This window comes from Dyadobacter jiangsuensis (genome assembly GCF_003014695.1).
Taxonomy (GTDB): Bacteria; Bacteroidota; Bacteroidia; order Cytophagales; family Spirosomataceae; genus Dyadobacter; species Dyadobacter jiangsuensis.
Window position 1 is genome coordinate 1 of sequence record NZ_PYAS01000003.1, and the last position, 14143, is coordinate 14143.

Here is a 14143-nt window from a genome sequence, read left to right on the forward strand (position 1 = left end):
TGGTCAATTTGCTCCGAAACAAGGCGGTCAATTTCAGCCGGAACAGGTGGTCAGTTTAAACCGTATTGAGGTGGTCAATTTCACCGAATTTTCCACCCAGGACTAGGTAATAGCCGCACTAACCCTCAAAATACGGCGCAATAGCTGCGCTACATGTCAACCGCATGAACCTAAGATGGGCCTGCAGCCTTACTCTTGCTTTCCCGAAACAGGAGAGGCCGCCTCATATTACATGAAGGCAGCGTCCCCTGATTTTTACGATAAATTACGCGATCTCGCATGGAGCACATGTATCAGGGTATCCATACGATTGATATCATCCTGCGAGTAATGCTTACGGCCTGTGCATGAGCTCAAGGCTGCAATAAGACTTCTCCTGTAGTCTTACGGCTCTAAGAGCAAGTGCGATCGGCTACAACTGAAAGAGGCAGTCCAGTCTGAGGGATTAGTTTGCTCAAAAGAAAAGGGTTGATTTTGGGTGGCGTTGACTGAATTAGTTCAAAATTGGCCATATGCGCCAATGTAAAACTTTTGACGGTATGATTGGGAACTATAAGCCTTCATCAGCCGGTAACTGGCCGGCCGTGATATTATGTTACCTTAATGATCACCTTGCCTTTGGCGTGCCCGTTTTCTACATATGCCAAGGCATCATTTGCCCGCGCGAAGGGAAAGACCTTGTCGATTACCGGCCGTATGAATCCTGAATTGATCAAATCAGTGATCTTGCTCAGTTGACTTCCGTCGGCCCACATAAAGAGGAACGAGTAGTCCACGCCAAGCCGCCTGGCTTTTCTTTTTGTTGTAAAGCTTAGCAGGAACATGAGGATTTTTAGCAATGGATTCAACCCGGTTTTCCTGGCGAATTCCACGTCCGGAGGGCCGGATATAGAAATTAGTTTTCCACCAGGTTTTAATATGCGAAGCGATTTTTCCAGGGTCTTGGCATCCTGGCTGTTCAGGACCACATCGTAATCATTAAGAATCGTTTCAAAATCTTGTGTCCGATAGTCGATCACCACATCGGCACCCAGGCTTTTTACCAGTTCGATGTTGGCGGCACTGGTAGTTGTCGCTACCGTAGCACCAAGATGTTTGGCCAGTTGTATCGCGAACGTGCCCACGCCGCCCGAGCCCGCCTGGATAAACACTTTCTGGCCTTTTTTCAGGTTAGCCTTTTCAACCAGCGCCTGCCATGCAGTGAGGCCCACCAGTGGGATTGATGCGGCCTCTTCCATGGAAAGCGAGTCTGGCATCAGGGCCAGGTCAGCTTCATGGACGGCTATCAGCTGGGCAAATGTTCCGGTCCGGTAATCGGCCGGTCTCGCATATACCTGGTCACCTGCCCTGAACTTTTTAACCCGGGCGCCGGTCTTGACCACGACGCCTGCCACGTCATGCCCCATGATCAGGGGGAATTTATAAGGTAACATGGCTTTGAACTCGCCCGTTTTGATTTTGGAGTCAAGCAGGTTAACACCGGCAGCATGTACCCGGATGAGGACATAGTTTTCCCCCGCCACCGGGTCGGCAACCTCCGCCATATGCATGCCGTCTTTGGGCTTGTAACGATCAATGATGAATGCTTTCATGTTGTTTCTTTGAATGTTTGAACTAGTTATGCCTCTGGCAGTGTGCCGTCTTGAGCAGTCCGAATAGCGGTCAACAGGTTGACAGGTGTTACCTTGCTATTTTTGACCTTGGGAAAGTTCTTTTCCGTCTTTCACAAAGGTCAGCGTCTCATCTATTTCATAAGCGTGGACCGCCGAGCAGAAAACAAATAACCGCCCTGAAAGTTTTTTGACATCCTCGCTCTTAAAGAATTTCTCCATGGCGTTTTTATCGGTGAAACCCAGCATCAATGAAGCCTGAAATTGCACTGCTTGTGCGTTGTCATGTGCGACATCGGGGGTATTCCATTGTTTTTGTTTCCAGGGCATGTATATCTTGCTTCTTAATTCCGCTAATGCGCCGGTATTGGCCAACGCAGGGGTAAGCTCTTCACCGATAAATTTTTTAAAATCATCTTCTTTCACGCCTTCTTTTATCCGGAGGAAAACAATGCTTCGGGCATCAGGTTTTTGGTTTGGCTGGGCCACCTCATACCAGCGGGATGATTTAGGCATTGCTGCGTAGAGTATGGTACGCTTAAACAGGTTTACTTCATCTTTGTAGGCGAGCTTGTTTTGTTTTTTGCCCCGGAAGAGCGAAAAGAAATTTTTCAGAGTAACATCTGCTACCCCGTCTATTTTACGGTCTGAAGGTATCGCGGTTTGCACGCCTTCGACCCCTGGCCACAGGCCAGGATTGTTTTCACTTAGGTGGATCTGGCGGTACTCCCACAACCCTTTGTTGGCAGAAATTATTTTAGCATGTGGCCCTTTCCAGCGGTCCATTCCCTGCTGACGAGCTTTGTCAATGCGCATCCAGAGGAGTATCGAAGAGGACAGGTGCTTTTCTGATCGGACATCGGTATTCACCTTTTCAGGTTTTGATGCCGCGTTTTGTGCAAACGTAGCTCGGCCTGCAACGAAGGCTAGTAAGAGGATGGCTATTATCTTTTTCATTTTGGATATATTATTTTATTTGTCTCAGTCAGGAAGCTAAAAAGCCGGGGCCTGTTTACAAAATCATTGGATTGTTGGAACACATCTCGTGCGCGGTTTATCGATAGATATGCAGCTGTGCATGGGAAGGCGTTTAGCTATTTTTTAAATTTATTGATTGTTTTGATTATCGAATTTTCAAAGGTTTTAAAAGAGAGAAACTGTACTGCAGGGAATAAAGTAGAGCCTTTACCTACAGGGTGGTTAAATTTCGGATTTTTACTTTCAACGAGTTTTAAAAGAGTTTCTATAACAGCAATAGGCTCTTCTGATTTTGAAAATAAATCTTTTGTATAATCTTCAAGAGTTTTGCGATATACGTCATAGTCGCCAATTCTATTTTCCGCAACCATAGAGTTAGAGACTATATTGGTTTTAAAACCAACTGGCTCAACCATGCTCACTTTTATATTAAATTCATTTACTTCAAAACGCAACGCCCTGAAATAACCTTCAAGGGCATGCTTGGAAGCGGCGTAATAAGCACCACCCGGAAGACTGATTAATCCCATAATCGAACTTAATGTGATTATTTTGCCAAAACGTTGTTTTCTAAAATAAGGCAGCAACTCGTTTGTAAGTTTTACAGTTCCCCAAAAGTTGGTCTCTAGTTGTTTCCTGCCTTGCTCAATAGTAGTTTCTTCGGCAAGTCCGGACAAATAGAAACCTGCATTGTTAATCAATATGTCTAACTGATTAATCTGACTGAACAGGTCTTTACTGAAAGAATGAATTGATTTATCATCATTAATATCCAATTTGAGCAATTTAAACGGGACCTGAGACTGATATTTTTCCGGATTTCGGCTTGTACCAATTATCTTATAGCCACTTTCATGTAGCTTATTAGCCAACAGAAGTCCAAAACCTGATGACGCACCTGTTATTAAGATTGTTTGTTTCATGTTATTTGTATTAGAAAAGTGATCTTTTAATTTTTGCTTCAATTCTTTAAAAGTTGATGGGTCTTCTTCGGGTTAAGCAATCCAAAGGCAATTTTTGGGAAAAACCTGTTAACCAGATTAAATAGTTTTGCGTCTCCTACACGGATAGTTTCGTGCTCTTTTCGTAAACCGTCGATAAGGCCTTTTACCATTTCTTCCGCAGATATTTTTTTGTCATTCCTGTCCTGGGTCATTTCAGTGGCGACAAGTGGCGGGATTAGTTCAAATATTTTTACATTACTGCCAATAATCTTTAAGTGTTCACGGAGCGAGACAGTATAGAAGGCCAGTGCAGTTTTAGACGACGAATAGGTGGCCTCAATCAAGGAGGGAGCCTGGCTCAGTATCGATGTTGTGTTGATTATCGCAGCATCTTTCCTTGATTGCAACATTTCCAGAAAGAGATTATTTAGCCTTATCACACCGAGATAATTGACTTCCATTTCATAGGCAGCCGCCTCTGCATGTTTGTCATTTGCGATACCCAAATTTGATGGTGGTACGAGCACGGCTGCGTTATTGTAAAGGATATCAATACCTCCCAGCTCTTTAACCCGGTTGAAAAGGAGCATCGCATCTCCGGCATTAGCTACATCACTTCTGATGGCAATTAATTGCGGGTACAACTTTTTAACCGTATCCAGTTTCTGCTGGTTTCTGCCCGTTACAATTACCTTGGCTCCCAGATCCAAAAATTGCCTTGCCGCTTCAAGCCCTATGCCCGAGGCCCCTCCGGTGATCAGTATTGTTTTTGCACTTAGTTTCATATCGATTTAATTCAGCTGTTGTTAGGGATTAATTAATGGGGTGCTTTCTCTGAAATATTTTTGCAAGCGCGTAGATTTTTAGACTCACCAACCCGAAGGTTAAACTGTTTTTGGTAAGGGCTAAAATTTGGTTGTTATTCATAATGATGATGTTTGGTTTTAGACTTTTTAGTTTATTCTTATTCAAAAAAATACTTTTTAGTTTATTTTTTTTTGCAAAAAAAATTACGGTTCATATTGTTCCAATTCGGATTTCAGGCTTTTGATCAGCGTGTACATCGGCTTGACGGTGTCCATCGCCCTGCACATCACCACTCCCCCCTCTATGGCGGCTACCATTTTAAAAGCAAAGACGGCCGGGTCGAGTTTATCTGAAAATTCCCCATTCCGTATCCCTTCCTGAAGAACAGCGGTGATTTCCTGCTGACCCGCCCTGATGATTGCGCTCACCTTTTGCTTAACCGCAGGATGGTTATCATCGGCCTCTACCGCTGTATTGAAGATGGGGCACCCCCCCGGTATATAAGTCTGGATCGGGTCCTTATAAAAGTCCATAAAAGCAAATACTCTTGCTTTTGCCGTTTTATGCGGATAGACGGCCATTCGTATTTTGTCAGAAACCTTTTTCAGTAAAAGGTCAATGACCTGCGCGGAAAGATCGTCTTTGCTTTCAAAATGGCCATAAAGGCACCCTTTGGTGACCTTTGCAGCAGCAAGGACATCATCGATGTTGACACCGGATATACCTTTCTCATTGTACAGCGGCGCGGCTGTTTCCAAAATAAATTGTTTTGTTCTTTCTGCCTTTGTAAGCATGATCGTTTTGTTGTTACTTCGGGACAAAAATATACTAAAAAGTTTATTTTTGCAAAAAATATTTTCTGAGTCAGCGCAAGGTCGGGGCAGACCCTTCTTTTTAAACGAAGATCTCGGAACACGTATTCCTCGGTTCCGCGCCGGAAGTAACTACCGGTGGACATCAGTTAAATAGCGATCTGTTGATCATGGCGAAGGATATCAAAGGCTGGACATACTTGAAGACCGCTATGGGAACAGTTCGACCATTATCACTTCGCAGCTCCAGGTAGACAGTTGGTACAACTTCATTGATGAGCCTACACTGTGTCGGTGCGGTGGCGGATACAGAATGTTCGGCATTGGTAATCTTGCGATTCGTTGTGCGCAATAAATTTCATTAACTAGCTCTGATTTTTTGTAGATTTGTAGTAAGAAATCTGTCAAGTCTGCTCATAATTGATCATTTCATCTGGTAACCTATCCGGTAACCTGGAAATTAGAGACTAAAAGATTGCTGTTTTTGAGACAGTTAGGCGATAAAAATGATTCCAGCGGGATCACTGAAAGCGCCCTTTGAGGGCGCTTTTTTGTTTTAAATTGTTCTGAAAATCAGCTTGTTTCAGAATTTCTATCGATTCACATCGAAACATCTGGCAACCCTTTCGGTTACCAGCCTTGCCACACGAGTTTGGTTTTGCTAGCTTATCAAGCCACAAAATTACTCTGACAGTAAAGTTCCTTTCACCTGATATCACTCACTTCGCAACGACTTTACCGGATTCATTACCGCCGCTTTCACACTTTGGAAACTCACGGTGATCAATGCGATAATGAGCGTTACCAGCAATGCCAGCAGAAAGATGGCAGGACTAAGGGAAATGCGGTATTCGAAGTTGCTCAGCCAGTCCTTCATCACCCACCATGCCACCGGCCCGGAGACCAGAAATGCAATGCCAACGAGTTGCAGCAACTCGCGGTTGAATAGCCAGAGAATGCTGCCTACGCTCGCACCCAGCACTTTGCGTACACCCACCTCCTTGGTGCGCCGCACAACCATAAACAGGATGAGGCCGTACAAACCCATACACCCAATAAGTAGCGCTATGCCGGCAAAAAAGTTGATTAAACGGCCCATTGTTTGTTCTTGCTCATAATTCTCCCGGATCTGGTCGTCCACAAACTTCGGCTCGAAAAAGCTGTCGGCATATACCTGGTTGTAGACTTTCTCCAACTGTTTCAATGCGCGGCCATAATCAGCAGACCGGAGCTGAATGTTGGCCGAATAATAACCGGTGGCTAGGGTAGTCAGGAACATCGGGTTAATGCGCTGGCGGAGGTCCAACTGGTTGTAATCTTTTAATACGCCTACAATTTCTAGCGGCGCAAAGCCAGCCTTATGCAGGTGTTTTCCCACTACATCGGCAGGTTGGGTGAAGCCCAGGCGCCTCATAAGCGTTTCGTTGATGAGTGTTTCGCGGGCAGTGTCGGACGGTTGCAGGTTACGGCCAGCCACCAATTTCAAACCATACAAGCCCACATAATCGGCATCGATCCAGGCCTGTTGGGGGCCATATGGCTCCTCCTCCGGGCGGTTGTCAAAGCGTATTCTCGTCTGGCTCATCCAGCCCGACTGGGGAGGGCCACCCATCGAATAGCTCACATTGGCGACGTCGGGAAGTGCATTGGCAAGGTTGCGGAAAGCGCGCATTTTTCCGACATCCTGAGAAGGTACGTTGGGTAGGCCTACCGTTAGGATGGCATCTTTTCGAAAGCCGAGATCCTTGGTCTGTACGTAGTGCAGCTGGTTGGCAACCACAATGAGCCCGATGATGAGCATTTGTGAAATGGCGAACTGCATGACCACCAGCCCGTGCCTTAGCGAAAACCTGCCAGCTTGCTGCGTGGTAAGCCGTCCGGCCAGTGCTACCACCGGACGAAAACCCGCCACCACTAACGCCGGGTACAAGCCCGCCAGCAAGATAACTGCCAATACCAGCAAAACCAGCCCGCCGGCGACCTCCGGTGAGAAATAGAAGGTAAACCGGAACGGCCCGTGCAGATAAGTTTGCGCCAATATCTGACCATAATTGAAAACTACCATCCCAAGCACCAATGCCGTCAGTACAATCAGCGTCGTTTCGCCGATGAACTGCCAGAAAAGCTGCGTCTTGGTGCTGCCCAACACTTTGCGCACGCCTACCTCCCGTGCTCGGTTGAGCGCCTGTGCGGTGGCCAGGTTTACAAAGTTGATGCTTGCCGTAGCAATCAAAAGTATGCCGATCAGTGCTAGCGACCATAGCAGCCCGCGGCTCACGCCCCCAAATTCGGGCGATAAATGCATACTGCTGAACAGCACCGCCGGGTAGGACGTTTCTTTCGCCTTCGCAGGATTGTATTTTTTGACAAATGACGGCAGTTCGCGGTTCCAGTCCGCGACTGTAAACCGATCATTGAAAAGGGCGAAACAATGGGTACTGCCATTGGTATTGTCGAAAGGCTGATCTTCGGGGCGACCATTGAGCTGTTCTTTCACCAATGGCCAGGAAGCCATCACCGAATAAGCAAGGTCGGTGTCGTCGCGGTAGTCGGCAAATACGCCCACCACACGTGCGGGAATGCGCGCATCCAGTCGTACGAGCCGGCCTATGGCATGGGCTGTGGAACCGAAGCATTTACGGGCCATTTCAGCACTCATCACCACGGTGCCCGGCTGGCTCAGTTCGTCGGGGCCGCCGGCTATCCAGGTATAGTCGAAAATATTGAAAAAGGCGGGCTCCACGAATGCGCCGTGGTGTGTTTTGTCCTTGATTTTCTTGTCAGCCTGGTTCACAGCCGGCACGGCTACCATCGGCGAATACCATTCTTCCAGCATCGCCACATGTTCGATGTCAGGGTATTCGTTCCGGACGGCCTGACCTAGCGGGTAAGGAATGCCCTGGATGTTGAATGCGCCCGACGACGATGTGAAGCGGGAAGTGATCTGATATATCCGGTCGTAATTGCGGTGATGGCGGTCAATCTGGTAGTGAAAACGGACCAGCGCGAAGATCAGTAAAGCGCAACCCAGGCCTAGTCCGAGTCCGCTGATGTTGATAACCGCGTAAGCCTGATTCTTACGCAAATTACGCCATGCTATTTTGATATAATTATAGAGCATAATGGGGAGTTAGGACGTTGAGGCGGGTCGGTAATGGCCGCCGGATTAGCGTAGTCCAATTTCCGTACCATGAAGGCAAAACCGCTTTTGGGCCATTTGTAACCACTTACGACAAAATAAGATGTGCGGTTTTGGACATATTTTGTTCGGTAATGGACTTAGCGGGGTTGCTATAACGGATTCTTCAATGGAAGGGCTGAAACAAACGTCAATCGCATACAGGTTGAATTTGAAATTGCGGTAAATTCTGATTTTATACCGAAAAGCCGATTTGGTAGTAGCACGAAATTTATTGAAATTGGTGTCGGGATTATGCGTTGCCAGGAGAGTTTTAAATACTATTTAAGTTATTGATTTTTAGTATATTAAATTGATTTTTCGATTGGTAGAGCATAGCGACATCAAAAGGCCCTGCACTATGTGCAAGTAAGTGAAGAGAGCCTCAAAATTAACAACCAAAACAATGCAGGATTTACTATTTGACTTCATATCAAAATACATTCCACTGACAGACGATGAAAAGGAAGCAATCCTTTCATTAGCTATATTTCGCACAGCAAAAAAAGGAACGGTTTTGCTCAGCGCAGGCGAAAAGTCCGATGATGGTTACTTTGTTCTTAAAGGGTGCATTCGGACATATTATATGATAGAAGGAGAAGAAAAAACAACCGCTTTCTACACCGAAATGGAAGCCTTGACACCGCATTGTGTTATCAATAAAGCCCCTTCTGAATATTATGTATCATGCGTGAGTGATGCAATTCTGCTAGTTTCAAATCCTGATATGGAAGCTGAAATGTTTAGTAAATTTCCAAAGTTTGAAACCCTTTGCAGAATACTGGCAGAAGAACTTTTAGCTAAACAACAAATTAATTTTGACGAGTTTAAGACGTCGTCACCCGAACAACGATATTTGAATCTGCTTCACAAAAGACCGGACTTGATTCAACGCGTTCCGCAGCATCAGTTGGCAAGTTACCTTGGTATAAAGCCACAATCACTAAGCAGGCTAAGGGCGAGGATTTTTGAGAAAAATAGGGGTTAAGAGGCGTTTCTTAACTTAAGTGAACGTTTTTAAGCTACCTGCCGACTTAATTTTGCGCTATCACTTAACCATAGCGGAAGGATATGCAAAAGAACGTTCTATATTATGCCTTCATTTTAATGATGGCAGGCAGTCTGCAACTTAAAGCTCAGTATTCCAAACAAGACACCACATATAGAAAGTACTTTATAGGAAGTACCTTATTTATGATAGCCAACGTGATACCTGATAATAACCCGCCTGAAATGGTTTATCTGAATCTAGGATATCGTATCACGGGAAGGGATGTAATTTCGCTTGAATTTAAAACTTGGAAATATGCGTGGCCTATCGGGATTCCCTATGGAAAATCATTTGAAGCGGAAGGTGAGGGGTTTCCAGGGTATATTCGTGAGCATGGGGTTTCACTTAATTATCAAAGATTTTTATGGAATGGTCTTTTTGCCCAGGTTGATGTGATGCCTGCTTTTCAAACTTTTGTAAATGATAATGGTAAGAAGATTGATAAAGGCTTTCAGATATTTAATACTTACTCCATTGGATATCACATTAAGCTTTTCAAGGACAGGCTTTTTTTTCAACCTTCCATAGCAATGACCCATCGGCCATATCAATCAACTATGCCTGATTCGTTCAAACAGGTTGACGACAGATGGCCAAGAGTCTTCTTCTGGCAGCCGGGCCTGCATTTTGGGGTAAATTTTTAATGCCAGGCACGGCTATGAAGGCGAAAGCCCCCCGTTTTTAAGCGTTGTCGTAAAATAGGGCGTCAGATGCACGTACATTGCGTTGCGGAACTGCCCGGCGGTGCCGTTTTTCAGGACCTCGAAAAGATCGGCGTGCGAAACGGGATTGGGCAAATCCATATGAACGCCCTTATCCAGATACTCCTTGAATACATGATCGAATACCGGGAACAACAGCGTCTGAAAACGCCTGAATGTATCGTTGCCGGTCATTTCGTATAGTTTGCCATGAAACTCGATCTCGTCTTCGCGCGAGAGCGATTTCAGGCCTTTCTGCTTATTGACGATCGCTTCAAGCTCTGCGAGGTCCTTGTCGGTTTTGCGGGCGAACAGGAACTCGGCGATCCCCATTTCGAGAATCAATCGTAGCTCGAAAAGGTCTTTCTGGTTGTCGTGGCTCAGGATCGATGGGCTCATTACCTTCTCAATACCCGCGAAAAGATCGGGTTGCGCCATAATCATCCCGCGCCGCGTGCGGCTCTCGATCAGGCCCAGCATCCTTAGCCGACTCAGCGCTTCGCGGACTACATTACGACTCACATTCAGTTTTTGTGCAATCTCGGTTTCGTTGGGCAACGAATCGCCCGGTTTGAAACCATTGTCCATCAGATATTCCCTCAGAATGTTTTCCACCCTGTCGGTCATCGACAGGCTCTCCATGGGCCCTAGTGCGCTCGCTTTCATTGATCTCAGTTTCCTTTTGCGGGCAAAGGTAAGTCAAAGATGGCTACATCGACAAGTTTTATAATATTTTCAGACAAACACTTTTATATTAAAATCCTATAATTATATTTGTAGGACAAATAAACAACCAATCATTCTTTCGTATTTCTGACAATTCCCGATATAAACCTTTATGATTTGAAATTTTATGCGGTACATTAAAAGCAAAACGATCAAAACACTGATGATTTTCGCAGGCTTGTGGTCTGCGGTTTCGGCGGTGTATGCGCAGGATCTGGTAGTTTCCGGGCAGGTGAAGTCCGGGCAGGACAACCAGCCGTTGCCCTTTGTGACTGTCCTGGTAAAAGGCAGCCAGCAGGGAGTGAATACGGACGCCGAAGGGAAATACAAGATCAGCGTGGCCAGTGAAAGCATTTTGATCTTTAGTTTCGTAGGTTATCGTACGCATGAAGAACGGGTTGGAAGCAGGAGCGAGATGAACGTGGTCCTGGAACCCGACCAGAACAACCTGAATGAAGTGGTAGTGGTGGGTTATGGAAAGCAGGAACGCGAAAACATCACTTCTTCCATTTCCAAGCTCGACAGCAAGGTTCTTGAGAATATCCCTTTCGCCAATGCCGCTTCGGCCCTGCAAGGCTCTATCGCCGGCTTGCGGGTGCAGAGTACGTCGGGATTACCCGGCAATGCGCCGCGCATTATCCTGCGGGGAGGGACGTCGATCAACAACCCGGACGGCTCGGCGCCGCTTTTCATCATCGACGGCGTTATCCGCTCCAATATGAATGACATCAGCTCGGAAGAGATTGAAACCATGCAGGTGTTGAAGGATGCGGCTGCTACGGCCATTTACGGGGCCAGGGCTTCTAACGGTGTGGTAATCATCACCACGCGGTCGGGGAAGGCGGGCAAGGTGCGGGTTTCGTATCAGTACGATGCCACGATGTCGAGCCTTGCCAAAGGGTACGACCTGCTTTCCGCGCGCGACTGGCTCTATTTTCAGCGGCTGGGCACGGTAGCATCGTCGGTCAAGAACCCCGCCAACCTTAACAAGCTGACGTTGCCCAACAGCTCCGGCACCGGGAACGATCTGACAAACAACACCGCTTATACGACTCAGTATCTGACGCCCGCCAACGAGTATAAACTCAAAGAAGGATGGGAAAGCATGCCCGATCCGGTCGATCCGAGCAAAACGCTGCTTTTTAAAGGTACCGACTACCAGGACCTTCTTTTTAGAACGGCATTGTCTCAAAACCATCATGTTTCGGTCAGCGGCGGCACAGAAAAGGCGACTTATAGCGCCGGGCTCGGTTATATGGATGCCGAGGGCATTGCCATCACCACCAAATACCGGAGGCTGAACTTTGACCTGAATGGTGACCTGACCGTGAGTAACAAGCTTCGTTTTTACAGCAGGTTGATGTTTTCCAGCTCGGGTAATAATCAGGGCATTTCCGACAATGCCCTTTTCGAGCGGTCCAGCGGACTCGCCCCGACGGCCAAATACGCCTACGAGGATGGCACGCTGGCGCCCGGGACCGGGCAGAGCATCGGTAATCCGGTGTATCATCTCAATAAAATCAAGGCTAAGAACAACCGGGATAACCTGACGCTGGCAATCGGCTCGCATTGGGACATTTTGCCGGGTCTCTCTTTCGATCCCCAGCTGTCTCTGTTCAAATCTACGCTCGAAGCGCGGTCCTTCCAGGAAGCATTTTATAACGGGCCGGGTTTGTACGTGGATACGCGCAACGCGACGGGATCTTTTGATAAAACCGAACAATACCAGGCCGATGGTGTGCTGACTTACGCCAAAACGTTGGCGGGAAAGCACAATCTGGAAGTGAAGGCAGGTATTTCCTACTTTAATCGGATCAGCACCGGGTTGAGTGCGACGGGTAGAAAGGCCGCGTCCGACCTGGTACCAACCCTGAATGCATCGGCTGAGCCGGTTGCCGTGGGCGGATCGGAGAGCAGCCAGGTATTGATCGGCTATTTTTCGCGGATCAACTATGATTTTGACCAGAAATACCTGGTATCGCTCAGCGCGCGCTACGACGGCGCTTCCAACCTGGGGCGTAACAACCAATGGGGCGTTTTCCCGGGTGTGTCGGTCGGCTGGAACCTGCATCGGGAGGAATTCTGGAAGGTACTGCCCGAAAATCTGCTGCGCGTGAAATTGCGGGCAAGCTATGGCGTGAATGGTAACATCAGCGGCCTGGGCGACTTTACCGCGCAGGGAAATTACAGCGTTGGCAACCAGTACTCGACCAATGCTGCCGTGCTGAATACGACTATTTCCAATTCGGATCTGAAATGGGAGCGTTCGAAGACATTTGATCTCGGTGCCGATGTAGGTTTGTTTGGAAACAGGATCAGTTTGCTCTTTGACTATTACCGCAGGGTCACCGATAACCTGCTGACCTCGCTAAGTCTTCCGATGTCGACCGGCTTTTCGAGCGTGCTCACCAATTTGGGAAGCCTGGAAAACAAAGGCGTGGAGCTTGAATTGAGCGCCCGCGTGCTTCCGGCGAGCAGCGCCGTCAATTGGAATGTCTCTTTCAATGCAGCGCAGACCAAGCATAAAATCCTCAGCCTGCCTTACAATGGCATTGAGAACAACCGTATCGGCGGCGTCTACGTCTGGAACCCGGCTACGAATGGCTATGCCTGGATGGGCGGCTTGCAAGAGGGCGGCCGGATCGGCGACATGTATACTTACAAGCAGTTGAGCATTTACGCCACCGACGAGGAAGCCGCCGCAGGCCCTGTGGACAACCTGGTTACGGGTGCCAACAAGACGAAGTATGGCGGGGATGTGAACTGGCAGGATGCGGATCAAAACAATGTGATCGATGAGAAGGACAGGGTGTATGTGGGAAATCCCTACCCGGTCTGGACGGGCGGTTTTACAAATTCATTGGAATACAAAGGGATCAGCTTGCTGCTGCGGATGGATTACACGACCGGTCACACGATCCAGAATTATCCCAGGGCGCAGATGATCGGCCAGTTTCAGGGAGAAATAGGGCTGCTTTCGGACGTGAAGAGATCCTGGCAGAAGCCCGGCGACATTACCGATATTCCCCGGTTCTACTGGGCTGATCAGCAGGTGCAGAATAACCTGTACCGCGGAGGTATCGGCGGCGGGAACTCGATGTACTACGAAAAGGGGGATTACCTCGCCGTGCGAGAGCTTACCCTGGCGTACAGCATCCCCAAATCGATCTTGAACAGGGCGAAAATCAACGGCTTACGGCTTAACGTGACGGCAAACAACCTGCATTACTTCACCGGCTACAAGGGTTTGAACCCCGAGGAGGGCGGAGTCGACAGGGGAAGGTATCCGATACCCCGCTCGATTATCCTGGGCTTGAATATTTCATTGTAAAACCA

10 protein-coding genes are annotated in these 14143 nt (G+C 47.6%); 3 read left to right on the plus strand and 7 right to left on the minus strand.

What is annotated here, in order from left to right:
* Positions 1–590: 590 nt before the first annotated feature.
* The 6 genes from CLV60_RS06155 to CLV60_RS06185 form a co-directional block, all read right to left on the minus strand.
* Positions 591–1592: an NADP-dependent oxidoreductase gene (locus CLV60_RS06155; RefSeq protein ID WP_106594516.1), complete on the minus strand. Its 1002-nt coding sequence runs from the start codon at positions 1590–1592 to the stop codon at positions 591–593.
* Positions 1593–1688: 96 nt separating this feature from the next.
* Entirely contained in the window at positions 1689–2567 is an 879-nt protein-coding gene (locus tag CLV60_RS06160) for a strictosidine synthase (protein WP_106594517.1), read from the minus strand.
* 137 nt (positions 2568–2704) lie between these two features.
* Complete coding sequence (locus CLV60_RS06165) at positions 2705–3511, minus strand: SDR family NAD(P)-dependent oxidoreductase (RefSeq protein WP_106594518.1); 807 nt, start codon at positions 3509–3511, stop codon at positions 2705–2707.
* Between the two features lie 38 nt (positions 3512–3549).
* A complete protein-coding gene (locus tag CLV60_RS06170) occupies positions 3550–4317 on the minus strand; it encodes an SDR family oxidoreductase (protein WP_106594519.1) in 768 nt (255 codons plus the stop codon).
* Between the two features lie 225 nt (positions 4318–4542).
* On the minus strand, positions 4543–5133 hold the full coding sequence (locus tag CLV60_RS06175) for a TetR/AcrR family transcriptional regulator (RefSeq protein WP_106594520.1): 591 nt from the start codon (positions 5131–5133) through the stop codon (positions 4543–4545).
* Between the two features lie 733 nt (positions 5134–5866).
* On the minus strand, positions 5867–8272 hold the full coding sequence (locus CLV60_RS06185) for an FtsX-like permease family protein (RefSeq protein WP_106594521.1): 2406 nt from the start codon (positions 8270–8272) through the stop codon (positions 5867–5869).
* A gap of 463 nt (positions 8273–8735) precedes the next feature.
* On the opposite strand from CLV60_RS06185, the gene CLV60_RS06190 reads away from it, so the two are divergent.
* Positions 8736–9317, plus strand: coding sequence for a Crp/Fnr family transcriptional regulator (locus CLV60_RS06190; protein ID WP_106594522.1), 582 nt, complete (start codon positions 8736–8738; stop codon positions 9315–9317).
* 83 nt (positions 9318–9400) lie between these two features.
* Positions 9401–10024, plus strand: coding sequence for a hypothetical protein (locus CLV60_RS06195; protein ID WP_106594523.1), 624 nt, complete (start codon positions 9401–9403; stop codon positions 10022–10024).
* A gap of 12 nt (positions 10025–10036) precedes the next feature.
* Here CLV60_RS06195 and CLV60_RS06200 read toward each other — a convergent pair whose 3' ends face one another.
* Complete coding sequence (locus CLV60_RS06200; protein WP_106594524.1) at positions 10037–10747, minus strand: FadR/GntR family transcriptional regulator; 711 nt, start codon at positions 10745–10747, stop codon at positions 10037–10039.
* 187 nt (positions 10748–10934) lie between these two features.
* On the opposite strand from CLV60_RS06200, the gene CLV60_RS06205 reads away from it, so the two are divergent.
* The gene (locus CLV60_RS06205; protein ID WP_229210837.1) at positions 10935–14138 is read left to right on the plus strand and encodes a SusC/RagA family TonB-linked outer membrane protein; all 3204 of its coding nucleotides are present in this window, start codon (positions 10935–10937) and stop codon (positions 14136–14138) included.
* The last annotated feature ends 5 nt before the right edge of the window (positions 14139–14143 follow it).

Bases quoted from the DNA above. Each gene is read 5' to 3' on its own strand.
- CLV60_RS06155 (WP_106594516.1), bottom strand. From the start codon at position 1,592: ATGAAAGCATTCATCATTGATCGTTACAAGCCCAAAGACGGCATGCAT.
- CLV60_RS06160 (WP_106594517.1), bottom strand. From the start codon at position 2,567: ATGAAAAAGATAATAGCCATCCTCTTACTAGCCTTCGTTGCAGGCCGA.
- CLV60_RS06165 (WP_106594518.1), bottom strand. From the start codon at position 3,511: ATGAAACAAACAATCTTAATAACAGGTGCGTCATCAGGTTTTGGACTT.
- CLV60_RS06170 (WP_106594519.1), bottom strand. From the start codon at position 4,317: ATGAAACTAAGTGCAAAAACAATACTGATCACCGGAGGGGCCTCGGGC.
- CLV60_RS06175 (WP_106594520.1), bottom strand. From the start codon at position 5,133: ATGCTTACAAAGGCAGAAAGAACAAAACAATTTATTTTGGAAACAGCC.
- CLV60_RS06185 (WP_106594521.1), bottom strand. From the start codon at position 8,272: ATGCTCTATAATTATATCAAAATAGCATGGCGTAATTTGCGTAAGAAT.
- CLV60_RS06190 (WP_106594522.1), top strand. From the start codon at position 8,736: ATGCAGGATTTACTATTTGACTTCATATCAAAATACATTCCACTGACA.
- CLV60_RS06195 (WP_106594523.1), top strand. From the start codon at position 9,401: ATGCAAAAGAACGTTCTATATTATGCCTTCATTTTAATGATGGCAGGC.
- CLV60_RS06200 (WP_106594524.1), bottom strand. From the start codon at position 10,747: ATGAAAGCGAGCGCACTAGGGCCCATGGAGAGCCTGTCGATGACCGAC.
- CLV60_RS06205 (WP_229210837.1), top strand. From the start codon at position 10,935: ATGCGGTACATTAAAAGCAAAACGATCAAAACACTGATGATTTTCGCA.